This is a genomic window from Sphingomonas hengshuiensis, from assembly GCF_000935025.1.
In the GTDB taxonomy this organism is placed as follows: domain Bacteria; phylum Pseudomonadota; class Alphaproteobacteria; order Sphingomonadales; family Sphingomonadaceae; genus Sphingomonas; species Sphingomonas hengshuiensis.
Map to the genome: position 1 here is coordinate 1,211,610 of NZ_CP010836.1, position 26,325 is coordinate 1,237,934.

General features: G+C 62.6%; 21 protein-coding genes, 1 tRNA gene and 1 pseudogene. 10 read left to right on the forward strand and 13 right to left on the reverse strand.

What is annotated here, in order from left to right; all coding sequences use genetic code 11:
* Window positions 1–261: 261 nt before the first annotated feature.
* The 4 genes from TS85_RS05315 to TS85_RS05330 all read left to right on the forward strand — a co-directional run bounded on the left by TS85_RS05315 (window position 262) and on the right by TS85_RS05330 (window position 4,039).
* A complete protein-coding gene (locus tag TS85_RS05315) occupies window positions 262–1,284 on the forward strand; it encodes an IS110 family RNA-guided transposase (RefSeq protein WP_044330860.1) in 1,023 nt (340 codons plus the stop codon).
* Between the two features lie 645 nt (window positions 1,285–1,929).
* Window positions 1,930–2,838, forward strand: coding sequence for an ArdC family protein (locus TS85_RS05320; RefSeq protein WP_044330862.1), 909 nt, complete (start codon window positions 1,930–1,932; stop codon window positions 2,836–2,838).
* Window positions 2,835–3,044, forward strand: coding sequence for a sigma factor-like helix-turn-helix DNA-binding protein (locus TS85_RS05325; RefSeq protein WP_044330863.1), 210 nt, complete (start codon window positions 2,835–2,837; stop codon window positions 3,042–3,044). The genes TS85_RS05320 and TS85_RS05325 overlap by 4 nt, the downstream gene beginning before the upstream one ends.
* A 71-nt stretch (window positions 3,045–3,115) precedes the next feature.
* Window positions 3,116–4,039, forward strand: a complete 924-nt coding sequence (locus tag TS85_RS05330) for a nucleotidyltransferase and HEPN domain-containing protein (protein WP_044330864.1) — start codon at window positions 3,116–3,118, stop codon at window positions 4,037–4,039.
* A 40-nt stretch (window positions 4,040–4,079) separates the two neighbouring features.
* On the opposite strand, the gene TS85_RS05335 is transcribed toward TS85_RS05330, so the two are convergent.
* From TS85_RS05335 to TS85_RS05345, 3 genes are all read right to left on the reverse strand, one after another.
* On the reverse strand, window positions 4,080–4,595 hold the full coding sequence (locus TS85_RS05335; protein ID WP_044330865.1) for a MucR family transcriptional regulator: 516 nt from the start codon (window positions 4,593–4,595) through the stop codon (window positions 4,080–4,082).
* A gap of 111 nt (window positions 4,596–4,706) precedes the next feature.
* Window positions 4,707–4,949 (reverse strand): conjugal transfer protein TraD, encoded by a 243-nt coding sequence (locus TS85_RS05340; RefSeq protein ID WP_407082112.1) that lies wholly within the window; start codon window positions 4,947–4,949, stop codon window positions 4,707–4,709.
* Window positions 4,939–5,259 carry a conjugal transfer protein TraD gene (locus TS85_RS05345; RefSeq protein ID WP_044330866.1) on the reverse strand — a complete coding sequence of 107 codons (321 nt, stop codon included), beginning with the start codon at window positions 5,257–5,259 and terminating at the stop codon, window positions 4,939–4,941. Before TS85_RS05345 ends, TS85_RS05340 begins: the two co-directional genes overlap by 11 nt.
* 171 nt (window positions 5,260–5,430) lie before the next feature.
* On the opposite strand from TS85_RS05345, the gene traA reads away from it, so the two are divergent.
* On the forward strand, window positions 5,431–8,247 hold the full coding sequence (gene traA / locus TS85_RS05350; RefSeq protein WP_044330867.1) for a Ti-type conjugative transfer relaxase TraA: 2,817 nt from the start codon (window positions 5,431–5,433) through the stop codon (window positions 8,245–8,247).
* Between the two features lie 9 nt (window positions 8,248–8,256).
* Window positions 8,257–8,841 carry a DUF6118 family protein gene (locus tag TS85_RS05355; protein WP_052507761.1) on the forward strand — a complete coding sequence of 195 codons (585 nt, stop codon included), beginning with the start codon at window positions 8,257–8,259 and terminating at the stop codon, window positions 8,839–8,841.
* 447 nt (window positions 8,842–9,288) lie between these two features.
* Here TS85_RS05355 and TS85_RS05360 read toward each other — a convergent pair whose 3' ends face one another.
* The 5 genes from TS85_RS05360 to TS85_RS24000 form a co-directional block, all read right to left on the reverse strand.
* Window positions 9,289–9,912 carry a hypothetical protein gene (locus tag TS85_RS05360; RefSeq protein WP_044330868.1) on the reverse strand — a complete coding sequence of 208 codons (624 nt, stop codon included), beginning with the start codon at window positions 9,910–9,912 and terminating at the stop codon, window positions 9,289–9,291.
* Between the two features lie 62 nt (window positions 9,913–9,974).
* Window positions 9,975–10,970: a tetratricopeptide repeat protein gene (locus TS85_RS05365; protein ID WP_155006316.1), complete on the reverse strand. Its 996-nt coding sequence runs from the start codon at window positions 10,968–10,970 to the stop codon at window positions 9,975–9,977.
* A gap of 92 nt (window positions 10,971–11,062) precedes the next feature.
* The gene (locus tag TS85_RS05370) at window positions 11,063–12,385 is read right to left on the reverse strand and encodes a hypothetical protein (RefSeq protein WP_044330871.1); all 1,323 of its coding nucleotides are present in this window, start codon (window positions 12,383–12,385) and stop codon (window positions 11,063–11,065) included.
* 14 nt (window positions 12,386–12,399) lie between these two features.
* Complete coding sequence (locus tag TS85_RS05375) at window positions 12,400–13,671, reverse strand: hypothetical protein (protein WP_044330873.1); 1,272 nt, start codon at window positions 13,669–13,671, stop codon at window positions 12,400–12,402.
* Window positions 13,672–13,692: 21 nt separating this feature from the next.
* Window positions 13,693–14,709 carry an OmpA family protein gene (locus tag TS85_RS24000; protein ID WP_077228480.1) on the reverse strand — a complete coding sequence of 339 codons (1,017 nt, stop codon included), beginning with the start codon at window positions 14,707–14,709 and terminating at the stop codon, window positions 13,693–13,695.
* A 482-nt stretch (window positions 14,710–15,191) separates the two neighbouring features.
* Here TS85_RS24000 and TS85_RS26395 point away from each other — a divergent pair, with 482 nt between their 5' ends.
* The 4 genes and pseudogenes from TS85_RS26395 (at window position 15,192) to TS85_RS05395 (ending at window position 20,362) form a co-directional block, all read left to right on the forward strand.
* Entirely contained in the window at window positions 15,192–15,905 is a 714-nt protein-coding gene (locus tag TS85_RS26395; protein ID WP_077228481.1) for a TauD/TfdA family dioxygenase, read from the forward strand.
* Window positions 15,898–16,833 (forward strand): hypothetical protein, encoded by a 936-nt coding sequence (locus tag TS85_RS05385; RefSeq protein ID WP_044330875.1) that lies wholly within the window; start codon window positions 15,898–15,900, stop codon window positions 16,831–16,833. Before TS85_RS26395 ends, TS85_RS05385 begins: the two co-directional genes overlap by 8 nt.
* Before the next feature lie 31 nt (window positions 16,834–16,864).
* Entirely contained in the window at window positions 16,865–19,147 is a 2,283-nt protein-coding gene (locus tag TS85_RS05390) for a hypothetical protein (RefSeq protein ID WP_227698687.1), read from the forward strand.
* A gap of 187 nt (window positions 19,148–19,334) precedes the next feature.
* Window positions 19,335–20,362 (forward strand): annotated as a pseudogene (locus TS85_RS05395) (IS110 family RNA-guided transposase).
* Between the two features lie 279 nt (window positions 20,363–20,641).
* On the opposite strand, the gene TS85_RS05400 reads toward TS85_RS05395, so the two are convergent.
* The 5 genes from TS85_RS05400 to lptF form a co-directional block, all read right to left on the reverse strand.
* The gene (locus TS85_RS05400) at window positions 20,642–21,673 is read right to left on the reverse strand and encodes a hypothetical protein (RefSeq protein WP_044330877.1); all 1,032 of its coding nucleotides are present in this window, start codon (window positions 21,671–21,673) and stop codon (window positions 20,642–20,644) included.
* Between the two features lie 279 nt (window positions 21,674–21,952).
* Window positions 21,953–22,027, reverse strand: a tRNA-Glu gene (locus TS85_RS05405).
* A 50-nt stretch (window positions 22,028–22,077) separates the two neighbouring features.
* On the reverse strand, window positions 22,078–23,841 hold the full coding sequence (gene recJ, locus TS85_RS05410; protein WP_044330878.1) for a single-stranded-DNA-specific exonuclease RecJ: 1,764 nt from the start codon (window positions 23,839–23,841) through the stop codon (window positions 22,078–22,080).
* Window positions 23,842–23,891: 50 nt separating this feature from the next.
* Window positions 23,892–24,989 carry an LPS export ABC transporter permease LptG gene (gene lptG, locus TS85_RS05415; protein ID WP_044330879.1) on the reverse strand — a complete coding sequence of 366 codons (1,098 nt, stop codon included), beginning with the start codon at window positions 24,987–24,989 and terminating at the stop codon, window positions 23,892–23,894.
* Complete coding sequence (gene lptF, locus TS85_RS05420) at window positions 24,986–26,197, reverse strand: LPS export ABC transporter permease LptF (protein WP_173426216.1); 1,212 nt, start codon at window positions 26,195–26,197, stop codon at window positions 24,986–24,988. The genes lptG and lptF overlap by 4 nt, the downstream gene beginning before the upstream one ends.
* Window positions 26,198–26,325: the final 128 nt, after the last annotated feature.

The window sequence follows — 26,325 nt, forward strand, 5'->3', positions numbered from 1 at the left end:
CCGCCCGGTTGCAAGGGCGCGGTTTTGGTCCGGGCGCCGGTGGCGCCCGGCAGCGCGGTTGCGCTGACAGGATGGTCGCCGCGCTGAGGCGCGGCGGCGTTGGTGCGCCGGCACGCGGAAAGGGCGGGGGGAGCGTCGCTCGCCTCTAGTCCTGCCGCGGCATGCCGCAAGCCGGGCGGTGCCCGGCTCCTCCTCTGATGAGGTGGGACGGCTGCGGGATACCATCAGTTGCTGATTCGCAGCATGACAGGAGGAACGGAGATGGAGATCGCAACGATCGGTTTGGATATCGCGAAGCACGTGTTCCAAGTGCACGCGGTGGATGCGGCGGGCACGGTAGTGCTCCGCAAGCGCTATTCTCGAGCGCAGCTCGTTCGGCTATTCGAAGAGATCCCGCCATGCCTCGTTGGGATCGAAGCGTGCGGCACGGCGCATTACTGGGGTCGCCATCTCCAGTCGCTCGGCCACGATGTTCGCCTCATGCCGGCGCACTACGTGAAGCCCTATGTGAAGCGCGGCAAGAACGATGCGGCCGACGCGGAGGGTATCTGCGAAGCGGTGACCAGACCGACCATGCGCTTTGTGCCGATCAAGGCGCCGGACACACAGGCGCTGGCCTTGATGCATCGGCTGCGGACCCAGTTTGTCGGTCAGCGCACCGCCATGTTGAACGCCCTTCGCGCCGGGATGGCCGAGTTTGGCATTGTGACCAACCAGGGGCTTGGCGGCGCGACCGAGATTCTGCGCATCGCGAGCGCGGGCGACGATCGCCTCCCGGAGTTGATCCGCGAGCCCTATCGATTGCTCGCTGATGCTATTCGAGCGGTGGAAGCCCGGTTGGTGACCCTCGATCACCAGATCGCGGCCAGCACGCAGTTCGACGATACCTGCAAGCGGCTGAGTACGATTCCGGGCGTGGGACCGGTGACCTCGACAACGATCATTGCGCTTGCCGGGGATGTTTCTAGATTTCCAACGGGCCGCGACTTCGCAGCCTGGCTTGGCCTGACACCGCGCCAGAACTCGACCGGCGGCAAGGCCCGGCTCGGGCGAATCACCAAGGCGGGTGATCAGACCCTGCGAACGCTGTTGGTGCTTGGTGCCTTCTCGGTAATCAAGCGCGCCCGCGTCGCGCCAGAGAAGGCCTCGCCCTGGTTGATGGCGCTGATGGAACGTCGGCCACCGCTGGTCGCGGCCGTCGCGCTGGCGAACAAGATGGCGCGGATCATCTGGGCGATCCTCACGCGCGGCGGCAGTTTTCGCGCGCCGGCGAGGACATCATGACGCATTTGTAGAGTTTCCCGCGGAGCCTGGCTCCGAAGGAAGCGAGGTGGTGCCCAAGCCATGATGACGAACCGGTTGAGCCGGGGATTGCTCAGTTCGGAAAACGAAGGGAGCCTTCGAGCCCGTTTCTCTGATGGAACGTGCGATCCGCGGATTTCATCAGGGCCAGCGGTCGTCGACCGCACCAACAGGCCGGACACATGACCGCACCCGACCGATCGAAGTCATGCTCGGTGTCACCTCGCATAATTTATCGAAGAGCTCAGTGGACGCCGCGCTGTCGCGCGGCGGCGTGTCTGTTGGCCTGACCCCCGAAGCGGGATGGCCGGCTCTCCCTGCTAGGCCCGCCTCGGCGAGCCGCAACCGGCGCTGCGCGCCGGTCCTCCACGGTGTTGCGGCCCTTCGGGTGCAGCCCGCCTTTGCGGCGTGCCTTTCCGGTCGATTTTCGCCGCCCACCCCACTCCGGGGTTCCGGTGCGGGAGGAGGGAAGTAGGGTTTGCAGAAGCCGACTTGCAGGGGCCGTCCACACATTCGTTCCGGCCCTGCGGGTGCTGCCTGCCTCTGACGGCAGGACTGCCGGTTCGCTCCTGCCGCTCCCCCCGCCCTTCCGGCGCCGGTTGCGGTGTTTTGGAAGGAGAGTGGACCATGGGTGTCAGGAACGAGAATCGTGCAAACCTCTATGCCGAGGTGACGGGGCGCGTGATTGCCGAGCTGGAGCAGGGACGGCTGCCCTGGGTGCAGCCTTGGGATGCTGCGGCGTGTGGCTGTGCGATGCCGGCCAATGCCGTGACCGGGCGGCGCTATTCGGGGATCAATATTCTGATCCTCTGGGCGGCGGTCATCGAGGGGCGGTATGCCTCGCAGCGCTGGCTGACCTTTCGGCAGGCCCAGGCGGCGGGTGGCAATGTGCGACGCGGCGAGCGGGGGACGACGATCTGCTATGCGGATCGCTTCACGCCGAAGGATGAGGCCGAGCGGGCACGCGACGAGGATCGCGAGGCGCGGCAACTGGCGTTTCTCAAGCGGTTCACGGTCTTCAATGTCGACCAGTGCGAGGGATTGCCCGAGCGTCTGACGGCGGTGGAGCAGGGCGCGCCGGTGGCCGAAGCCGACCGCATTCCCGCCGCGCATGCGCTGATGGAAGCGTGCGGCGCCGATATCCGGATCGGGGGCGGGGAGGCCTATTACAGCTCGGCGGGTGACTATGTCGCGGTGCCGCCGCAGCTGGCCTTCTACAATCGCATCAACTGGTATCGTACCGTGTTGCACGAGCTGGGGCACTGGACCGGGCATAGCTCGCGACTGGCTCGCGAGCAGTCGGGCGCGTTTGGCAGCGCCGCCTATGCGCGAGAGGAGCTGATTGCCGAGATGGCTAGCGCGTTCACCTGCGCGTCGCTGGCGATCCGGCCGACCGTCCGGCACGCGGATTATGTCGGCAGCTGGCTGGTGGTGCTGCGCGAGGATGAGAAGGCCATCTTCCGGGCGGCGAGCGCTGCCAGCAAGGCGGCGGATTTTCTTCTGGCCTTCGTCTCTGAAGGGGAGGCGGGGCAATGAGGCGCTGGCTTCGTCTGCGGCGGATGCGCCGCGCCTTTCGCGCAATGCCTGAGCGCGATCGGGCTATCTTCGGATCGGTGCGGTTCGATGACCGGGATTACGTCGAAACGGCCGAGTTGCATGGCTGCACGGTGGCGGAGGTCGAGCAGACCGTCGCCCGCGTGCTCATCGCGCTCGGTCGGGCGGAGCGGGGCGAACAGCCATGAGCGATGCCACTCCTCGCCCGGTCAAACCGGGCGAGGTGTACGCCGCCGCATCAGCGCGTTAGGATCGGAATATGAGGACCAGCCTCGATCATCTGCCCCCGGCAAAACAGCGCGAGCTGGAGCGTGTCGTCCAGATCCTGTTTGAGGAGTTTGGCGACGCGATCGCCATCGCGACCTCGGACTGGAAGAAGCAGGCGCGCATCCTCAAGGTCTTGCTCTACGGTTCATATGCGCGCGGCGGCTGGGTTGACGAACCCCATACCGCCAAGGGTTATCAGTCGGACTTTGACCTGCTGGTCATCGTCAACAACCCGAAACTGACCGACCGCATCGAGTTCTGGGGGACCGCCGAGGACCGGCTCAACCGCGAACTGGCGATCACGAGGACGCTGCGTACGCCGGTCAATTTCATCGTGCACACGTTCCAGGAAGTGAACGACGGGCTGGCGCATGGGCGCTATTTCTTCATGGACATCGCGCGGGACGGCATCGCGCTCTACCAGAGCGAGGACACCGGGTTTCACGAGCCCAAGCCGAAGACGCCGGAGCAGGCGCTGGCCATGGCGCGGGAGTATTTCGAGGAGTGGTACCCGAGTGCGAGCAAGCGCTTCGACGGAGCAAAGTTCCATCTAGAACGAGGCAACCTGAAGGACGCGGCGTTTGACTTTCACCAGACGACAGAGCGGCTCTATCACTGCGTACTTCTAGTCTGCACGTTCTATACCCCTCACATCCACAATCTGGGCTTCTTGCGCACGCAGGCAGAGCGGATCGATTCGCGTCTGGTCGACGCATGGCCACGGGACAGTCGCGCCGACCGATCTCGCTTCGAGAAGCTGAAAGAAGCCTATGTGAAGGCCCGATACTCCAAGCATTTCCGGATCAGCGAAGACGAGCTGGCGTGGCTCAGCGAGCGCGTCGAGGTCCTCGGTCAGGCCGTGCAGGTTGTCTGCGAAGAGCGCATCTCGGCGCTGGAGCAGAGCGTAGCCGCCTAGCACACGGCGCGCCGGACGCAGTGCGTCCGGCGCGTTGAGTTCAGGCTTTCGCGGGCGCCTTGGCCCTAGGCTTGCGCGAGGGCTTCGCAGCGGGCGCTGTGGTGGTGCTGCTGCCGCGCGCGGCCCGGCCCTTGGCGCCGAGGCCGATCTTGTGGGCCATCGCGCGGCGCGCTTCCGAATAGGTCGGGGCAACCATCGGATAGTCGGATTTGAGATTGTAGCGGGCGCGATACTCTTCCGGCGTCAAGCCGTGTGTAGAGAGGTGGCGACGCAGCGTTTTGTACGGCTTTCCGTCGATCAGCGAAATGATGTGATCCTTCGACGCCAGCGATTTCCGCACCGTTACCGCCGGCGTGAATTCCTGCTCGGGAGCGACTTCTTGTGCGTCGTCGCCGGCAGTCGACGAACCGCCTGCCAATTCGGTGACCGTTGCGTGCATGGTACGCAAAAAGGCCGGAACGTCTTCGGCGGAGACGCGGTTGTTCTGATTGCCGAGCCAGGCGATCGTGAGTTCGGTCGCGAGCTCGACCGCGTTCAGAGAGTTTTCATCGGACATCAGGGTTCCTATTCAGTTGTGTGGCGACCACATTGGCGCCTTCGCGAACCGTCTCCCCCGGTTGCATTGTTCCATGTCGAACGTCCGTTTCGAATTCAACTGCCGAGATGCTTAATCGTCGGGAGAGTGTTCAAATGCGCGCTTGCCGCGACGCCGCCACAAGGTCAGCGCTTGCTGGCGATGTTCGCCGCGCAGCGTTGCCGCACCTTCGATCATCAGGCCTAGGATCACCGCGCGATCGTCGTCGGTCAGTTCGGGCAGCCCGGCTTTTGCAACAAGCCCGCCCAACTCGATCAACTGGCGGGTGCGTTCGCGCCGCTTCATCACCCAGCCTCGCTTGTCGTCACGCGCCATCCTGGCTTGTAGCCGATGACGTGCGGCTGTCGCCCGCCGGGTCGCTGCGCGCGTAACCGCGAGCGCGGCCGCCAGATTTGCGCGCGCCTTGAAAGAACGCAGCGCCGCGTTTGCGCCAGCCCTCCTTCGCGGCGGCATCGTTGCTGTCGACGGCACTCAACAATGCGCCGGCAAGCAGCTCAATTGGCAGCGCGTCGGCGCCGGTTGCGGCGACAACTTCGCCGAGCTGCTGAACCTTGCGTTCCTTGAGCAGCTTCGCCTTGTCGTTGAGTGCGTGCAGTTCCGAATCGTAATCTCTGGGTTTGCGCATCGTGCTGTCCTCAATTGCTGTTGAAGGACGCTTCAGTTAGGAACTAAATCGATCAGCGTAAATAGCATGAAACATTGTGGGACGAACGGGTCCCGAGAAAGATGAATTCTTTCGAGTGCGCGCTTATACGTCGTGCCGACGTGCTCGTTTAGTAGTAGATGGACGATCGCTATGGCGATCTATCACTTCTCCGCGAAAGTCATCTCCCGCGCTTCAGGATCGAGCGCGGTTGCTTCCGCCGCCTATCGTTCCGCGTCGCGGCTTCACGATCAGCGGCTCGACCGGCACCATGGCTTTTCCAACAAGGCGGGCGTCGTTCATTCCGAGGTGATGCTGCCGGATGGCGCGCCCGAGCATCTGTCCGATCGCGAAAAGCTGTGGAACGAGGTCGAAGCCGCCGAGAACCGTATCGACGCGCAACTCGCCCGCGAGATCGAGTTCGCGATCCCCCGCGAACTTGACCATGCCGAGGGCATCCGACTTGCCCGTGAGTTCGTGAAGGCCGAATTCGTCGATCGCGGCATGATCGCCGATCTCAACGTGCATTGGGATGTCGGCGCGGATGGGATGCCGAAGCCCCACGCGCATGTGATGCTGACCATGCGGGAGGTTGGCGAGGACGGGTTCGGCAAGAAGAACCGCGACTGGAACCGCACCGATCTTTTGGAGAAGTGGCGCGAGCGCTGGAGCGAACACGTCAACCAACGGCTAGCCGAACTCGATATCGACGCACGCGTCGATCACCGGTCGTTTGAGGCGCAGGGCATCGACCTGGAGCCACAGCACAAGATCGGCCCAGCTGCATCGCGGATGGCGGCGCAGGGTCTGGCATCGGAACGGCTCGCCGAGCATCACGAAATCGCCCGCGCGAACGGCGAAAAGATCATCGCGCAGCCAGGCATCGCGCTCGATGCGATCACCCGCACGCAAGCGACCTTCACCAACCGCGATCTCGCGATGTTCGTGCACCGGCACAGCGACGACAAGGACCAGTTCGACCGCGTGATGGCAGCGGTCAAGGCCCCGCCTGAGCTTGTCGCGCTCGGCAAGGACGGGCGCGGCGAAGCTCGCTTCACGTCACGTGCGATGATCGAGACCGAGCAGCGCCTTGAGCGTGCGACAAGCGTGCTGGCCAATCGTGAGCGGCATGGAGTGTCGGAGCGCCAACGCGATGTTGCGCTCGCGCGCGCTGCGGCGCGCGGCATGTTCCTGTCGCCAGAGCAACGCAGCGCGTTCGATCACGTCACCGAGGCAAAAGGACTTGGGGTCGTTATCGGCTACGCCGGTACCGGCAAGTCCGCGATGTTGGGTGTGGCCCGTGAGGCGTGGGAAGGTGCGGGCTATTCAGTCCGCGGCATCGCGCTGTCTGGCATCGCTGCGGAAAATCTTGAAAGCGGATCGGGCATTGCGTCCCGCACGATCGCGAGTCTCGAACATCAATGGGAACAGGGGAGGGAACTCCTCACCAATCACGATGTGCTCGTGATCGACGAGGCCGGGATGATCGGCACGCGTCAGATGGAGCGTGTGCTCTCCGAAGCCGAAAAGCGCGGCGCCAAAGTGGTGCTGGTCGGCGATCCCGAACAACTGCAGGCGATCGAGGCAGGTGCGGCGTTCCGGTCGATTGCGGAACGCCACGGCGGCGTCGAGATCACCGCCATTCGCCGCCAGCGTGAAGACTGGCAGCGTGACGCAACCCGCCAACTCGCCACCGGTCGGACCGCAGAAGCTGTCCGTGCCTATGGCGACGCCGGACATGTGCACGCGGCCCAAACGCGAGAGCAGGCCAGCGCCGGTCTGATCGACCGCTGGGACCGGGACCGCCAGGCGCATCCTGATGCGAGCAGGATCATCCTCACCCACACGAACGACGCCGTGCATGAGCTCAACCTTGCAGCGCGCGACCGGCTGCGCGCGGCCGATGAACTGGGCCAAGACATCACGATCGCCGCCGAACGCGGGCGTCGCGCCTTCGCGCCCGGCGACCGGATCATGTTCCTGAAGAACGAACGCAGCATGGGCGTTAAGAACGGGTCGCTCGGCACCGTCCAGAACCTCACGCAAACGCGTATGGCGGTGATGCTCGACGATGGACGATCGATCGCTTTCGATATCAAGGACTATAACCAGATCGATCACGGCTACGCCGCCACGATCCACAAGGCGCAGGGGGTGACGGTTGACCGCGTGCATGTCCTCGCTACGCCGGGGCTCGATCGCCATGCTGCCTATGTCGCGCTGTCACGGCACCGCGACCAGGTCGACCTTCACTATGGTCGCGATGACTTCGCCGATCAGGGCAAGCTGGTCCGCACGCTCAGTCGAGAGCGTGGTAAGGATATGGCTTCGGATTATGCACGAGCGCCCGCTCACGAACCCGCGCAGCCAACGCCACCCCGCAGTCGGTTCGCCGGGCTGAAGCTCAAGCCGATGGCCGTCGAGCCACAGGCGACGCCGCTCGAAAAGGCGGTCGAGCGCTATGGGCGCGCCGCCGCCGACATCGTCCGAATGCGCCGGATGGACCTCGGGCCGCTGGAGCACCAGAAGATCGCGTTTGCCGAAGCCGGCAAGGCGCTCAATGCGCTGCGACCGGACGCCGCACGCGATTTGCGGAGTGCCATGAACGCCGACCCGGCGCTGATCGACCAGGCGGCCAATGGCAAGCCCGCCGCCGCAATCCGCGCGATGACACTGGAGAGGGAGATTCGGATCGACACAGCGCAGCGCGCCGACCGCTTCGTCGCCGAATGGCAGCAGAAGAGCAGGCAGCTTCAGTCGCTCAATCGCACCGGCGATTACGACGCGATCCACCGCGTCCAGGACAGGATGGTCGGGATGGCCAAGAGCCTTCACCGCGACCCGCAGCTCGAGTCGCTGCTTCGAAACAGGATCAAAGACCTCGGAATCGGCAGTTCGAACGGAGCATCATTGTCTCATGACCTCCAGCAACTACCCAGCCTCTGGCGGGGTCGTGGATTGGGGCGATAGGCTCGATTTATGACAGACAATCTCAACCCAACTGCTCCAGCAGATGACATCGATCAGGCATTCGAAGCGCTGCGCGGCGAGGTTAGTCTCACACGTCGCGCGGTCGAGGGGCTGACTGCGGCACGCGAGCGGGTGCCCGACTATAGCGCAACGCTTGGCCAGATGGCGGAGGCGTTGAAGCGAGCAGCCGAAGGCATCGCTCGTGTCGAGCGAAGTCCGGCCGTCCGCCTGACGCCAGCGGCGCTCACCGATGAAATTGTCAAGGCGAGCGCAGAAACTCGGGCTGAGGATCGGGCGCTGTTGCGGGAAGCGCGCGACGCGTTGACGCGATCGATTGGGCGCGTCGACGGGATTGTCGAGCGCGGGCAGGCGGCGGATGTCCAGATCCGGTGGCTTATCTGGACCGGCGCTGGCGGCGCACTCGGCGGGATGTTGCTGATGGCAATCTTGCCTGGCGCCGTTGCACGGTCGCTTCCTGCCAGCTGGCATGTGCCCGAGTGGATGGCTGCCCGTACAATCGGGTTGGATCAGCGCGCGGCGGGCGAGCGTATGATCGCGACTGCTGCCCCAAAGCCACCATCTGACGCCGAATAAACGATCCAATTTCTGCCGTTCCCGGTCATCCTGCCGACGCCGTACCTGCCGTCCGTTCGATCATCGCATATCGAAGAGCGGAACGTCTTATTTTGGGGACTTTGCTGCCCGACTGCTTAGCGCCTCCAGACCGCGAAAGCGGACACTGATGCAGCAGAATGAGAATAGGGTTGCGGGTACAAATTCTCGATCATGGCCGTAACCTAAGTTGGGTATCTGGGGAAAGTCGGCTATCGGCACATGAAACACAGTGGAACGCCATTCAGATGAAATCACGAATACTGATAACACGGGCATCTACCGAACGCAGACCACAATTGCGCCGTGATATTTTACTTCAAGTATCCTATATTTTTGATCGGCATACTGGCACGTGATTTCGGAATACCTAATTATTATAGTAGACGCACGCAGAAGTACTATCGATGAGTTTTTTGCTGACTTTCCCTATTTCGGAGACCAGTTTCCTTCGGCGTCTCTGCACCAGACTTGGTTGCCGGACTCACTTCCATCACCTACCGCTCGACACTCCCGATCAGCCTTCAGTCTAACAGCGGTCAGCCTGAGAGCCGTCGCTTCCATCCTCGTCTTAGGTTTGCGCCCCTCGTCCAGCCAATGCAGCAGGATGCCTCCGTCCGACTTGTCGATCACCAGGCGTCCCCAGACCGGGCATTTGACGCTGCGGCCGGATTTGTAGTTCAGCGTTTCGCGAAAGACGAGCTGGCCGCCCGTACTGGAAACCAGGTCCAGCTGGCTCCTGCAGAGGCTCGACGGTCGCCGAGCATCGCCGGCGAAATAGGCAATCAATGCCTCCGGCAGGCCATCGTCGGCACCATTGAACTTGATCTCGATATTGTAGCTGTCCTTGAGCTTGAAGGCCTTCCCGTCGACTTGAACCTGCCAAGCGCCAAGGAGATCAGAAGGCATTTCGGGTCCCGGATTTGCGCGGGGCGCGAATCCGGGCGCCCCGGTCGGCACGGTCTGTGCGAAGCCCGGACTTTGCGGGGGCAGGACCAGGAGACAGCACAGCGCAATGACGGCCTGCCCCTCGCTAACCCGCTTGCCGCTCATCCCGGTCTCCTTGTCCGATCAGCGACTCACGGGGTGAGACCAACGGTCCATGCGATTCAGCCTTAGCGCGTCCGCCGACTCGCGTGCATCGCCAATTGCTGCTCTGCCTTCCGGCGCCGAGCGAGGCGTTCCAAGGATTCCGTGGCATAGCGTTCGCTTCGGTCGAGTTCCGCGGTGCGGCGGTACAGTTGCTCCGCCTTGTCATAGTCTCGATCGGATTCGGCGCACAGGCCGAGATTGAACAGCGTCGGAGCATGATTGGGGACGAGATAATCCACTTCGGTCCACAGTTTGCAGGCGGACGCCACATTGCGCTTGGTCGCCGCAATGCCGTTCTTGAAGGTCTTCTTGGCTGCGCCCTGCAGGCCGGATGTGCCTTCCTTGACGCGGATATCGGTTCGCACCTGCGCCGGGGCAAATTCGAAGCGCAATTCGCGGGCGGCATTCGATATCAGGCTGGCGATGACAACCTCGACCGGCGCGACATTGTAGGTCTGCGGACAGATCAGATTCGACGTCACCGAGGGCTTGCTCATCGAATAGAGCCGCTCTCCCCGCGGGCTGACGACGGACAATGTATAGGTGAGCGTGACGGATCGACGCGTGCAGCGGATATTGACGACTCGCTTCTCGATGCACTTTCCCTTGTCGTTCTTCGCTACGCACTCGGTCTCCTGAACAATTTCGACATTGTTTTCGACCGAACTATAGGCGCTGCCGGTCACCGTACCGTCCGCCCTGGGTCCGCCGCCGCCGACGAAGATCTGGTAATAGGCTTCGCCGCGCACCGAGACGTTGCGCAACTGCTGCTCGAGTTCGAGCGCCAGCGACGAACCGTCTCGTCCGTTGAACGATCCCATCCGGAGCGTGTTCAATATGGCCAGATTGTCGCTGCCGGCCGGATAGACCGCTTCGATCGGCAGTGTTTCCGCGTGCGCGGGAACAGCCGCCGCCATCGCAGCGAAGAGCACAACTGGAAGTCCGGACTTTCGCACGAGAACCCCCTCTGTAATATCCGTTGGCATATTGCCCGTTGCTACGAGCGAGACAGTCTTCAACTCGACGGTTACCTTAGCGCCATCCTGTTTGTCCGCAATCCCCGGCGCAACAGTTCCCTGCCGCAAGAGAAGCTTTCGACGAACGCAGTACACTATTGCTGGGTCGCCGATACCGACAGGGCCGGCTTGGCAGGATCGGACGAAAGCTGCACCTCTTCGTCCTTGACTTCCCCCTTCAGCGTCTCGCCCTTGATGGTGAATTCGAAATCCCGCGCGCCGGCCAGGGGCATTTCGGGTTTGAACTCCTTGGCTGCGTCGGAGCTCGATTTCCACTGCTGCGCGAAGCCCGACTTGTCGGAGATGATCTTGCAGTCTTCGTCGGTCTCGCAAATCATCGTGCCGGACATCGGCGTGACGCTGGCATTGCTGCCGAGCAAGGCAAAGAAGGAATAGACGAGGTTGTTCCGGTCGTCCCTGGCGACGACCATCTGCACCGACTCGGGTCCTGCGTCATATTCGACGCGCCCGGCAAATTCGAGCGACTGGACCGGCGGACGGGTCGCCACGGTGGGCACGCTCGAGCCGAAATAGGCCAGCTTCGCGCCCTGGCCGAGGATGAAGCCGCCCAGATACTCCTTTTCCTTCAAGGCCGACCCTGGCGGCTGGACCAGGTAGACCTCGGAGAATCTGAGCACTTGACCGACCTGCTTGGCGGACGCGATCCCCCTGAATTTGGGGCTTTCATTGGCCTCCGGGCCCTTTTTGCCGGCCTCCGGGCTCATTTTGCTCGCCTCCGCCCCTTCTTGACCGGCCTCCGGGCCATCGTACCGGAACCGCGACAGGTCTGACACCAGGAAGATCCGCCGCGCGGATCCCTCGGCTGGCTCGAGCAGCTGCTGCGACGCCGCGAGCGACTGGACAAGCGCCGAGCTCGCGAATGGGCCGCCTGTGGATTTTCCGGCACCGTCCAGCTCACCAGCGGATGCGAAGATCGCGGCGAGGAGCGACTCCGTGAACTTGCCGCCGGCGTTGGTGACTTCGGCCAGGGGATCGCCCGAGGTCCATTTCTCCCAGCCGCTGGTGCCCGCAAGCACCTTCGCCTGCTCGTCGATGGTCAGGCCGGGGACGCAGCCGGTGAAAATCAATCGCCCGGCGGACCCGTCGGCCGGCAGGACGATCAGCGAGACTCGCTCGCGCGGCGCGATCATTCCGCTTGGAAGCCCGCGGTCGGGGCCGACGACGGACAGCAACAGCTCGCGAATGAAGCCGTTCTGCTCCCGAAATTCCTCGGGAGAGCTGGAGGGCTTCATCGCGACGGCATCGATGACCACGAAGCTGTGGCGCTTCGAAGGCGGCAGGTCGTCGATGTTGCAATAGGCTTCTTCCCGGTCGGTACCGGAAACGGCGCGGCTCTTCTTGTCCTTCTCGGGTCCGCACGACGCGAGCACTGCCGCTGCTGCGAGCGCGACGATCATCCGGAGTCTCAACATCATGCCTCCGCCTTGTAGAGATACAACCGCGCCGCGGCGAATTCCGCTAGGCTGAGATCTTCGGAATCGTCGTCCGGAAACGATTGTGCCGTGTTCTTCTTAAAGCGCAAATCACCGCTTTTGGGCCTGATCGCCTGCCGAAGCCGATTGCGATACTCAGTCAAGAGGCCAATTACCCGGTTATCCTGCTCTTCCAGTTTATTCAGCTCTCCCAGCAGCTCTGCGAAACCATCCATTCCATCCATTTGCCGGGCTTTATCCTTGATCCTACGATTGTCCAAGTCACGCTTTTCGATCAGTTTCTCCCTGGGATCGTATACATTCTTCTTCTTTAGTTTCGCCAGCCGCTCCTCGGCTTCATTCAGTTTTTCAGCCAGCTCTGCGAATTCGGGGTTAGGGTCATATTGTTTCGCGGTGGTCAGGACGCCGATAAGGTATATGGCAAGATTGAATCCAACCAGCTGAATAACGATCAAAAATATATTCGGAGCATCCTTGCCAATTAGCTCCGCTCGTTGCACATCTTCCTGTAGACCAATGTATCTTATAGCAAAAACTATCGCCAAGATGATGAACAGCGCAATAAAGCCGCCGGCGGTAATCATAATGTTCTTTTGTCGTTCCTGGCGGCCGGCTTCCATCCAATATCCACGCTCGGCCAGCCCCTTTCCGAGAAAATGAACACCAAAAGCTACAACCAGTACTATCACCAGTGTAACGCCTAGAGATATCAACCCGCTAGGAAGTACTTCGATTAGATTTGAATAATTGAAAATTCCTTCGATGATGCCGGCAAGAGCGGGCGGCGCGGATTTTATGAAGAAGCTTCTGTTGATCGCGTCTCGCCCTATTTCCGCTTTCATCTTACTATATTCTGATCGCAACTGTCTCTTGCTGCTCAAGTCCGAACCGTACTGCTGCTTGAAGTCAGTATAGAGTTTGCTGATATCCCAGTTCAGTTTTCGTTCGAGGCGATCCTGCTCGATCGAATATACGATCCCCGTGATGTCGCCTCCCCGGTCGCCCAAGCGAAACTTCCTCGCTTGCTGTTCGATCTCGCCCAGCATCTTTTGCCGGGCGGGGACGACGTTGAAGGCCATCCAGCTGTTCATCTCCGGCGTAAGGTTCTCGCTCCACGAACCCGGGTCGCCATCGCCGGTAAGGACGATGTCTTCTTCGTGCATCGCCTCACCAGCGATCTTCCCGAACAGGTCGGCAGCGATCTTGCCTTCCTTGCTCAAGTCGAGATTAAGATATTCGTCACCAGTCATGAAGTTCCCCCCCCCGAATATTCATTTGCTAGCGCTTGCAAGTTCAACCTGTCGATTCACGGGATTGATAACAAGCCTCGGTGCATTGCGCGGAATGACCACCACCCTGGTCGGTGCCTCTGGCGCCGTTTCCCGAGTGCTGTTCGATTGGCCGATCGGTTCGCGTCCACGGCCGGAAGGAGCGGTTGGCGGCCTGGTCGGCGAGCGTGCAGTCACCCGCTGGCGTTTCGCTCGCACAGTGACTTGGCGCGTCGGTCCGGGGTCCGGACTGACCACTCGCGTCGCTACATAGCCGGGCAGCATCAGGAGGCTGGCCAGGCACTTGGCGCTTTCCGCGGTGCTTCTCGAGTGGCAAAGATCCGGGTCCGCCAGCCATACCGCGATGGGTTCGGGCTTGGCGGAGAAGAGAAATTCGATGCGACGATTTTGCCCCCAGGCGACTTCGTCTTCCCCGGCCACCAACGGCAGGTCCTCGCCGAAGCCGATCCGCCAGACCATGCTCTGATTGATGCCGTAGCGGAAGATCGTCGTTGCCACTGCGTCTGCCCGATTGATCGACAAGGCCTCGTTGTAGTCGGGATCGCCGCGGCGATCGGCGTGCCCCGCAACGAACAACGTCACGTCCGGGGGCTCGCGCCGCAGCGACTCGGCGATGATGCTGGCGATCTCCCGCGCTTCGGGCCGCAACTCGCTCCTCGCCGTGTCGAAGAAGACGCGGTCCGGGAATACGACCCGCAGCACAGGGATATCGACTCCATAGCCTTCAGGCAGCCGGAAGCGCGGAATTACGGTTTCGAAGAACTGCGGCCGCTCGTCCGGCGGCAAGTAGGATGACAGGCGCTGCAAGCGCTTGATACGGTCGCAATGCTCGAGCGCGACGGTCCCCTGCCACGGGGCGACGCGTCCCCGATGTTTCGCGTCGAGCAATGATCGGCAGTCATCTGGCAAGGCGCCAACAGGTCTGGAGGATTGCGCCAGCAGGGGCGTGGACAAAACCATTGCGATTGCGAAGAACAGGGCCGCCGTGATTTTCCGCATAGCCTGAAGATTCCACCTCAGTTTTTTGACCGGCCAGCTTTCTTATTTAGATGTAGCCGATCCGAGTCAACGACGGTGGTGGTTCAGTTAGTTTAGCGGAAATCAGTATGCTGCGGCGCCCGCATCTTTGTAAGGTCGCCTCGCGGAATATCCCACACTGAATGTTCGGAGAATTCGGGGATGTGATATGCAGAACGCCCGGCCTTGGGCTCGTGCTCAAAGTCGATCAAGGCTTGAGCTGTTACCCAGAGCTGACATTGCTCACGGACTAAGCCACTGAATAAACAATTCAATGTACAACAAAATCGCTCTTTTTTTATGGCAGCTTTCGGGCCTGAGCGGCCCGAGGCTGAATGACGAGGATTTGGGTCGGGAGCCGCCGGGCGGCTTCGCGCCCCAATTACAGTCGTCTAGCTGCAGCAACGAAGACGCCGAAAGCGGACATTCGATCACGCCGGACAGAATCGAGACTGGGTGTCGATATGCAGCTGCGGATATGCGAAGAGACACTGAACGCACCGCCCGCCTATGGAGATCGTGTGGACTCACTCCTAACGGATTTGGAGCGCTATGGCTGGTGCCGGTTTGCTACAAGCTTGGAGTGTGAGGCGGAGATCGCTCTCGCCGCCGACCGAGCAGCCGAGCTTCTAGGCCGCCCCACCTCCGGGCGAGCTGGCGCAACTCAAGAGGCGATTGTTCCCCGCGTTCGGACAGAAGCGCATCCCCGCTCTCAAAGCGCCACGCATGGTCTTGACGCGCTTCCGCTCCATGTCGAGCTGAGTCACAGGTCGGTGCCTTGCAGATACGTTGTTCTGGGCTGTGCCGATCCCGGGCACCCCGGCAGCGCTACGACGACTTTGGAATGGCGGACACTTGGATTTACGGCTGATGAGATCGCTCTGCTGAAGGGCGCACCGCTGCTAATCCGGAACGGGCGAAGGTCATTCTACTCAACGGCCCTCCCCCGTGATGGACGCTTCCTTCGCTACGATGGCGAATGCGTAGAAGCGGTCGATGCGAGGGGCCACGCTGCCCTTGAGGCGATCCGAGCTCGTCTCTCGTCGGTGACACCCACTGCGCACTGCCTGCAGCGAGGTGAGGTTTTGGTAATCGACAACTGGCGGATGCTGCACGGGCGTGAAGTCGTCGCCGAACACAGCGGACGAAGGCTTACGAGGAGACTGGTGGATGCCTGACGACGTTTTCATCGCGATCAGCGGAGAGGCGCTTCATGCCAAGTCCAAGGTCTACATCGGTCGCGCAATGGCACGAAAGGCGGCTGAGGATCTCGACGAATACCAGTTGTGGGCGTCGCTGGCGCTGGAACTGCTTGGCAAGGCAGCGCTGGCTTACCGACATCCCAGCCTAGTAGTGGACCCGACGAACTGGAAGTCACTGTTCGTGGCGGCAGGCGTTAACGTGACCACCGACGTGAAGACGATCACTGCCAAGACCTTGTTTGAACGGTTGGCACATCTCGTACCGAGGTTCGATCCGTTGATGCACAAGTTTTGCATGGATATCTCGGAACGGCGAAATGCTGAGCTGCACTCTGCCGACATTCCGTTTCGCGCCATGCGCCTTGGGGCGTGGGAGGCAAGATACTGGCATGCCTGCGATGCGATACTCCGTGCCATCGAGTCGTCGCTTGAGGATTGGCTGGGCGCTGATGCGGAAGCACCGAGGCAGATCGTTGCAGAGGCGGCCGCAGCGAGTGATGCCGCCGTGAAGCTCAGGGTGGAAACGGCAAAAGCTTGGTTCGCCGGGTTGAAAAAGGCGGAGCGGGAAACGCTCGCACAAGAGGCGGACGGTATGATGCCTATCGATCAGGTCGCCAGCTTCGCAGTTGCCTTCGACCAGATATGGATCGAGACCTGCCCCGGATGCGGCTGTCGCGCCTTCTTGGCCGGCGATCAGACGGGCGAGGACATCAAACAGGAGAACGACGAATACGCGATGTGGGAGATCGTGGAGCGTGAGTTCGTCGGCGACGAATTTAGGTGCCCGACCTGCAAACTCGTCCTTCTAGGCGGCGATGAACTCGATTCAGCGGGCATAGACTATATCCACACCGACGAGGTCGAGCGCGAGATGGAATACGAGCCAGACTATGGAAACGATTAGCGGCGGACCGATTTAACCAAATCGCCTCTTTTTGACGTCAGATTTGCCTCCGACATTCGGTCGTTCGGTGCTGACAGCGTCCATTCCAAAGGCCGCCATTTGGGCAGCCACGCCGCTTGACCTGTTCGTAGGCGCCGGTCAAAACGGCTGCAGAATACGGCCCCTTGGTGAACAGCACACGAACATGACACTCGATATCCGGGGCAGCATCAAAAATACGAGGCTCAGCAAGAACCGCTATGTCGTGTTCGAAGAGCTGATCTCGAACGCGATCGACTCCTTCCTTATCCGCAAGAAGGCCGAAGGAGCGGTGGCGCCGCTATCGATCCTGATCGACGTCGATTTCACGGCGGCCGACCTGCTCGGCGAGCGCGAAGCGATGGCGGTCGCGTGCGCGGACAATGGCTGCGGGCTCGGCGACGAACAGCTGAAAGCCTTCCTTACCAAGGACACCTCCTACAAAGATGACCTCGGCATCGTCGGCATCGGCAAGTGCAAGGGTGCAGGGCGCATCCAGTTCTTCCACCATTTCGCCGAGATGGCGATCGACACCCGGTATCGCGATGGCGACGATGTCTGCCGCCGCACGATGCATTTCGCCGAGCCGCGCAAACAGATCGAGTTCGATGATTTCACTACGGTCGCGGCGCCGGGCGCCGATCTCGGCACGACAATCCGCCTCGAGCAGCTCAAGGAGCTCGTGCGCGAGCGCGTTTTCCAGAATGAGCGGCTGAGCGAGATTTTCGCCGCGCCGACCCTCCGCCGCGTCACACTCGTTGCCTTCCTGCAGCGCCTCGTCGGACTTGCCGATGAGCTGGGCGATTTCGAGATGCGGTTCCGTACGCACCACTGGACGCAGGGGGAGAAGATCGAGTGGCTGCGCCGCGCGGATCTGCCGGCGATCACGCGCGAAGTTCCGGTCCAGGTCGAGGAGCACGATCCTCGGAGCGGAGAAGCGCTCGGATCGCACCAGCTTTTCACGCTGTCGCACTACCAACTCGACGCGGCAGACTATGATCTGCCGCGCAACGCTATCGCGTTCTGCGCGAAATCATCACCGGTCAAAGACATCACGGCTTACTATCTGCGGACCAAAACCGAGCAGCGCAGTCCGGTCGGCGGCTTCCATCACATCGTGCTGATCGAAGGCGAATATCTTGACGGCCATGTGAACGAGCAACGCGACGATTTCGACGACATTCCCGAAGAGGTCGGCACAGGCGGCCTCTTCGGGGGTGAGAAGCTCTCTTACGCGGCTATTCACGAGGCGATCGACCCGGTGATCGAGGAGATGGTCGCGCCTGCGGACTGGAAGAAGGAGGAGGTCCTCAAGGATATCCTCGAACAGTTCGGTGTCGGTGTGGGCATGCTCGCCGATACCGAAACGCGAATCCGACATGGCGACAGCGCGCAGCAGGTCGTCGAGCGGGTGCTACGCAAATATCAGGAGCGCGTGATCAACGCGACGGCGGAGATCTTCGACCTCAAGGAGGACATCATCAACACCCAGCCGGATACCGACGAATTCCGGACGAAGATCAATGAGCTGTCGTGGAAATATACCGCATCGCTCAAGGATTTCGACATGGCGAACCTATCGCAGCTGATCGTCCGGCGCGCTGCGATCGTCGAGATCCTTGATCTCGCGTGCCGCAAGCAACTCGCAATGCAGGCGAGCACGGCGACCGGCAAGCGCCGCGACGAGCGCATCATTCACAGCATCTTCTTTCCGATGCGCAAGGACAGCACTGAATTCGCCGACCATGACATTTGGCTGCTTAGCGAGGAGTATCAGTATTTCGACCATATCGCGTCGGATAAGCCGCTCGCGCAGATACCTTGGTCAGAAACGGAGAAAATCTTTGACAGCGATATCGACGCGGAGTTTCGAAAGCTCCTGCAGAAGCGCGCCGATGACAATGCCGGTAAGCGGCCCGATATCGCGCTTTTTAACAAGGAGGGATCGGCGATCATCGTCGAGTTCAAAGCACCCGATGTGTCGCTCGATGATCATATCGGCGATCTTTTCGAATATGCGCATCTTCTAGCCGCCAAATCGCATGGCAAGCTGCGCAAATTCTATTGCTATCTGATCGGCGACACGGTCAATCCGCTCAGGCTCAACAACTGGATTCCGTTTCCGGACGGGAAGGGGTATTTCCAAGCGAGCACAATGCTCGATCCGGTAACCCGCGCACCGCTTGGCGAGATCTACTCCGAGATGCTTTACTATGACGATGTCGTCGCGCGCGCGAAGAAGCGGATCGCGGTCTACCAGCAGAAACTGAAGATCGATTTGCGCAGCGGGCGCTGATAGGGCGAATCTCGGAAAGCAGTACAAAGCCAGAATTGAACCCGCGATTGCGCCCTGTGATGGTGCCCAAGTCAGCAAGTCAGCTTCTTCCAGAACATGTCAAAAAGCTGTCTGCAGTTGATGCTGTGGACGGCTCTCCACCCCTCCTGCGGTAGTATCGCGGGGTTGAGCTGGAAGGAGAGTCGCCATGGAGAAGGTTACAACGATCGGTCTGGATATCGCGAAGTCGGTTTTTCAGGTGCATGGGGTGAATGCGGATGGTGAGGTGGTAGTCCGCCGCCAGTTGACGCGAGCCAGGATGCTGCCGTTCTTCGCGAAGCTGCCGCGCTGTCTCGTGGGCATCGAGGCGTGCAACAACTCGCATTACTGGGCGCGCGAACTGACCGCGCTGGGTCATGATGTGAAACTGATGCCGGCGCAGTACGTGAAGCCCTATGTCAAGCGAGGGAAGAACGATGCTGCCGATGCCGAGGCGATCTGCGAAGCGGTGACACGCCCGACGATGCGCTTCGTTGCGGTGAAGAGCCCGGAGCAGCAGAGCCTGATGATGTTGCACCGGGTGCGGCTGATGCTGAACCGGCAGCGCACGCAGCTCTCCAACGCGATCCGTGCCACATCTCGGAGTTTGGCATCGTGGCGCCAGTTGGCAGGCTCGGCGTTGATCGGCTGCTCGAGGTGGTCGCCGATGCTAGCGACGATCGCGTTCCAGAGGATGCGCGTCTCTGTCTGCAGATGCTGGCAGCGCAGCTCGAAGTCGTGAAGCAGCAGATCCTCGAGAACGATCGGCGCGTGCTTGCCAGCGCGCGGCGAACCGAGCTCGGGCGCAGGCTGATGGATATCCCCGGTGTCGGGCCGCTCCTGGCGAGCGCGTTCGTCGCCTCGGTTGCCGACCCCACCATGTTCAGGACAGGTCGCGACCTGGCCGCCTGGATCGGCCTCGTGCCCAAGCAGAACTCATCTGGCGGGAAGGATCGGCTCGGCAGCATAACGCGTGCCGGCAACCGTTATCTCCGGCAGATGCTCGTCGTCGGCGCCATGGCGGTAATCCGCTACGCGCAGCGACACGGCACAAAGCGGGCTTGGCTAGTGCGACTGCTCGCACGCCGGCCGACCAAGGTTGCCGCAGTGGCACTCGCCAACAAGAACGCCCGGATGGTCTGGGCGCTGATGACCAGCGGCGAGCGCTATCGCGAGCCGATGCCGATAGCGGCGTAGAACTTTAGCGCGAGGCTCGCGCATACGAGGTTGGGAAGGGCAAAGAGGAGTTGATGCACAAAGCCGGTTGAAACCGCCGGATCGGGAAAACCCATTTTGGGCCTGGCGCTTCAAGCGCGAGCAATAGGTCGGGACCCGGTTCGCGCGAAAGGCATCATGGCCAGCGGCGCATGTCAAAGCCGCATCGAAAGGCCGGACACATGGCAGCCTCGACCAGCGGAATGCACATCCTCAGAAAACCCTTTGCCAACGGAGGGCCGTCCACACACGGCCCATTTCCTATGCGCTGCCCGACTCGCCGTCAGGGTCCAGCGGTCCCTCAATCTGTCTGCGCCCCGCGGCGATGCGCGCATCCATCGCGGCCTTGTGGCGCGCGCGGCGGATAGGTTCGCGGGCATCATTGACCTGATTGCAATGCAGGCAAGTGCCCCATTTGTAATCGTCCTCGGCCAGCACATCGCAGCGGCAGCCATCGACCCCGCAGGACTCGCGCAGGACGGTTCTGGTAACGGCGCACACCGCGCAGAACAGCTGATCCTCGCTTCCGTCGAGAAGCTGGGCGAAGCGCGAGCCGGCTTCCCAGTCGAGCTGATCGCTCGAGCAACTCAGGCACATGAACGCCCGTCGCCGCTTGTCGAACCCGAAATGCTGGCGGATATAACGCGGCGCGACCACCTTCTGCAGAAGCTCAAAATCGTTAAGGAGCCCGGTCTCGACATCGGCGCCGCCCGCGATCGCATAGCCGTCGTTGAGTTCGTGATCCATGCGCGCCGCGGCCCATCTCACCTCGGGAAACAGCGCAGCATGGGTATCGAGGATCAGTATCAGGATGTCGCGTGCGTCCGATACGATCCGATGACCGCCAAGGTGGACGATTTTGTTACGCGCGCGCCGGCCCTCCTCGAAAAGCCTTGTGAAATTGGCATCGAGCGGTGTGTCGCAAACCGTATTGTGGACGCGCACCAGATCGGCGGCATCGAGGGTGCGGAACTCCTCGAACGAGGTCGGTCGCCGATCAGCGCCGGAGGGCCATAGCCGCGGTTCGCCGACCAGCAGCAGATAGGGGCTGACGGCTGCTACGCGCGCCTTTAGCCCCAGTTCCTGCGCTTGGTGGACCATGACCAGAGCGTGGCGCAGCGCCGGCTGGCGAGAGGCATGGTATTCCTCGCGGACACTGCCGTCATCGTCCCAAGTCTCAACCTGGGTCCGCTCAAGCAGCCGGAACACTCCGAGCGCGGTCTCCCAAGCCATGTTCAGCAGCGCTCGTGCCGAGCCATTGAGATCGTCGGACGTTGGAAGGTCGGTGATCATTGGATTGATCTGTCCGTTAGCGTTCAACGACTGCTATAGCTACCCGCGAATTTTAAAGCTGCCAGTCCGGAACCGGCCCACAACCGGTCATTTTCCCATTCAATTTCTCGTTAAGTGGGAGACGGTCGATTGTTCGCCCCTGATCTAAAACGGCAATTAATGGCCCAGATAGGTCCAAGACCGCCCATTAAAGCCGACAGAAAGTGTGGGACCGAATGTGGGCACAGAATTCGCGATACCACCAAAAAGCACCGAATCCCGTCGATTCTGGCTTGACGATGGTGACCCCTACGGGAATCGAACCCGTGCTTCAGCCGTGAAAGGGCCGCGTCCTAACCGCTAGACGAAGGGGCCGTTTAGCGTGGAGCGGGCAACTAGGCAAAGCGGGGCCGCTGGTCAAGCCGTCAATCGGCCCATGCTGCATCTTCCACATGTAATTCGGCGGCGGGGCGGCTGCCCCAGTCGTCGATGCGGGCGCGGCCGGCGAGCCACAGCTTGCGGTGGCGGGGGGCGGAGAGCAACGCCTGGCCCAGTTCGCTGTCGGCCTGGCGGAACGCCATCGCCTTCAGGCTGCCGCCGTCGCCGCCGGTGACGATCGCGCGGACATGGCCGTTGCCGACGACATCGGCCTTGATCACGCTCACCGGTCCTGCCGCCACGCGCGGGGCGGGCCAGCCCATGCCGTAAGGGCCGCCGGCCTCCATCGCGGTCACCAGCCCGGGCGACACCCCGCCGGGCGCCAGCACGGCGTCGAGCAGCAGCGCGCGCTCGCCCATCGCCTCGGCGATCCGAGTCGCTAGGCGCTCGTCGAGGAAATCTGCGAACGCATCGATCGCGTCCTCGGCGATCGTCACGCCGCATGCCATCGCGTGCCCGCCGCCGGCCTGGAGCAGCCCGGCCTCCTTCGCGGCCAGCACCGCGGCGCCCAGGTCGACGCCGGGGATCGAGCGCCCCGAACCCTTGCCCACGCCGTGTTCGTCCACCGCGATGACGATCGCCGGGCGCCCGAGCTTTTCCTTGAGCCGCCCCGCGACGATCCCGATCACCCCGGCATGCCATCCGCGCGCGGCCACGATCGCGACGCTGCGATTGCCCTTGGCGCCGGTCAGCGCCTCGGCGGCAAGCTGGACCTCGCCTTCGATCGCGCGCCGCTCTTCGTTGAGGATATTGAGCTCCTCGGCGATCGCCCGCGCCTCGTCGGGATCGCGCGTCGTCAACAGCCGCACCCCCAGGTCGGAGCGGCCCACGCGCCCGCCGGCATTGATCCGCGGCCCCAGCGCAAAGCCCAGATCGGTGCAGCCCGGCGCCTTGGTCAGCCGCGCCGCCTCGATCAGCGCGTTCATCCCGATATTGCGGCGCTGGCCCATCACCTTGAGCCCCTGCGCGACAAAGGCGCGGTTGAGCCCTTTCAGCGACGCCACGTCGGCCACCGTGCCCAGCGCGACCAGATCGAGCAGATCGAGCAGCCGCGGCTCCGGGCGGCTGCCGAAATACCCCCGCGCGCGCAGAGTCCGCACCAAAGCCGCGCCGAGCAGGAACGCCATCCCCACTGCGGCAAGGTGCCCGAACGCCGCGCCCGCATCCTCGTCGAGCCGGTTGGGGTTCACCAGCGCAAAGGCGGCGGGCAGTTCGGGCGTGCATTTATGATGGTCGCACACGATCACCTCGGCGCCCGCGTCGCGCGCCATCGCCAGCGCCTCGAACGCCTGCGCGCCGCAATCGACCGTGACGATCAGGCTCGCGCCCTCGGCCTTGAGCCGCACCAGCGCCTCGCCCGACGGGCCATAGCCCTCCATCAGCCGGTCGGGGATATAGGGCCGCGCCTCGATCCCCAGGTCGCGCAGCAACAGGATCAGCAGCGCCGCAGAGGTCGCCCCGTCGACATCGTAATCGCCGAAGATCGCGACCTGCTCGCCCGCCTGCACCGCATCGGCGAGCCGCTCGGCGGCCTTGTCCATGTCGCGGAAGATCGAGGGGTCGGGCATGAACGCGCGGATGCTGGGCGCGCGGTGGTCGTCCAGCGCCTCGCGCGGGCAGCCGCGGGCGAGGAGCAGCTGGGTGACGAGGTCGTCGGGGGCGAAACCGGGGTCGCGCGCATCCGCCGCCAGCCCGCGCCAGCGCCAGGGCTGGCCGAGGATCGACCGGTGGATATTCAATACGGAGGACATGGCGGCGTTCTGGACGCGGCAGGAAGCGATGTCGAGGGCAGGCGGGGCCGCTACTCCTCGGTGCGCAACAACACCGCCTCGCCGATCATCAGGAACAGCAGGAACGGCGCCCATGCGGCGAGGAAGGGCGGGTAGGCGCCGAGATTGCCCATCGCCAGCGCGAAATTGTCCGCGACGAAATAGAGGAAGCCCAGCGCCATCCCCATCACCGCGCGCACGAACAGCTTGCCCGATCGCGCCAGCCCGAACGCCGCGACGGCGCCCAGCAGCGGCATCAGCACCGAAGAGAGCGGCCCGGACAGCTTGTGCCACAGCGACCCCTCCAGCGCCTTGGTGGGGCGTCCGGCGGTCTTCAGCTCGTCGATCGCTTCCTTCAGCCCGCCGAACGACATGCTGTCGGCATCGACATGCGCCAGCGTGAACTGGTCGGGGCGCACCCCGCCGGCGATCTGCACCGTGCCTTCGTTGAAGATCGTCCCGCTGGCGACGTCGAAGCGTTTGGCATTTGCGATCCGCCAGCCATTGCCATGGCGCCAGCCCTGGGTGCTGGTGATGATCGAATCGAGCGTGCCGCCCTTGCGCTGATAGGCGGTGATGCCGAACAACTGCACCTGCTCGCCGCGCCCCCTGATCTGGTCGACCGCGATCAGATGGTCGCCGTCGCGCACCCACACATTCGCCCGGTCACCGCGGTCGATCGGCAGCGGGCCGTAATCGACCTTTTTCCACTGCGCGAGCGTGGCGGTCGCGCGGGTGACGACTCGGTCGTTGAATGCGAACGAAATCACCGCGACAACAAACCCGCTCAGGATCAGCGGCACCAGCACCTGATGCGCCGACAGGCCTGACGCCTTCATCGCGATCACTTCGCTGTTCTGGTTGAGCTGCGACAGCGTCAGGATGGTGCCGAGCAGCACCGAAAAGGGCAGGAAGTTCGACACGATCTGCGGAATGCGCAGCGACAGATAGCGCCAGATCTGCGCGTCGCCATTGCCCGCATAGGCCAGGATCTTGCCCGATTCGCTCAACAGGTCGAGCGCCTGGAGAACCAGCACCAGCGCCATCAATATGGCGAAGGTGCGGACCAGGAACATCCGCGCCATGTAGAGCGCGACCGCCGGCGACGGGAACAGGTTGAACAGGTTCATGCGGCGGCACTCGATCCGGGCGCCCGGCGGCGGCGGAAGGGAAGATAGCGGCCCAGCGCCTTGCCCAGCTTGGAGAATGCCTTTTCAAGCGCGCCGATCGGCTGCCCGCCGGGGACATAGGCCAAAGTATAGTACATCCAGAAGGTCAGCCCCGCGAAGATCGCAAAGGGCACCCACAGCGCGATCAGCGGGTCGATCCGCCCCAGGCTGCCGATCGCCTGCGCATATTCGTTGACCTTGTGATAGGTCACGATGATCACGATCGACAGGAACACGCCCAGCGCCGAGGTCGATCGCTTGGGCGGCACGCCGAGCGAGGCGGCGAGCATCGGCAGCAGGAACATCGACATCACTTCGGCCATCCGGAAATGGAAGGCCGCGCGGCTGGTCTCGCGCTCGACCGGATCCGCGTTGCGATCGCGCCCGATCACGGCGAGTTCGGGCAGGGTGCGCTCGATATTCTTGTCGCCGCGGCGGCGGAACTGCTCATATTTGGGCAGCGGGATCGGCAGATTATGCGTGGTGAAGGTCAGCACGCGCGGCACCGGCGAGCTTTTGTCCGAATGCACCAGCGTGCCGTTGGTCAGCCGCAGGATGATCGTGTCGGGATCGTCCGATCGCAGGAACTGGCCCTTTTCGGCGGTCACCGCCAGCGGGCTGCCTTCGTTGGTCATCATCTGGACGAAGATGCCCGAAAGGTCGCGGCCCGAATTGGCGCTGCCTTCGATGCGCAGCGTCATCTTCGCGCCGAACTGGGTGAATTCGCCGACCTTGATCGACGCGCCGAGCGCGCCCGAGCGCAGTTCGAAGCGGAGCTGCTCGTAATTATAGCGCGCGCGCGGCTGGATATAGCCGACGATCGCGAGGTTGAGCAGCGCCAGCGCGACCGCGTACATATAGGGGACGCGCAGCATCCGCGTGTAGCTGATCCCCACGCCGCGCAGCACGTCGAGCTCGGACGATGTCGCCAGCCGCCGGAACGCGAGCAGGCAGCCGAGCATCAGCCCGATCGGAATGCCCAGCCCCAGATATTCGGGGAGCAGATTGGCCAGCATCCGCCAGATCACATTGACCGGCCCGCCCTCCGCCGCGACGAAATCGAGCAGGATGCGCATCCGGTCGAGGATCAGCAGCATCGCCGCGATGAGCAGCGTGGAGATCAGCGGCATGGCCATCAGCCGCGCCATATAGCGATCGATCAGGTGCATGGGCGTCGCGCGCTAGCCTTGTGCTCATGGAACGACGGCCAGGCGCCATTCGGTACAATGTGGACAGCCTATACCGGCGCTTCGGGCAGGCGCCACCCCGAAAGTGGCGAACTGCCCACGCCATGGGG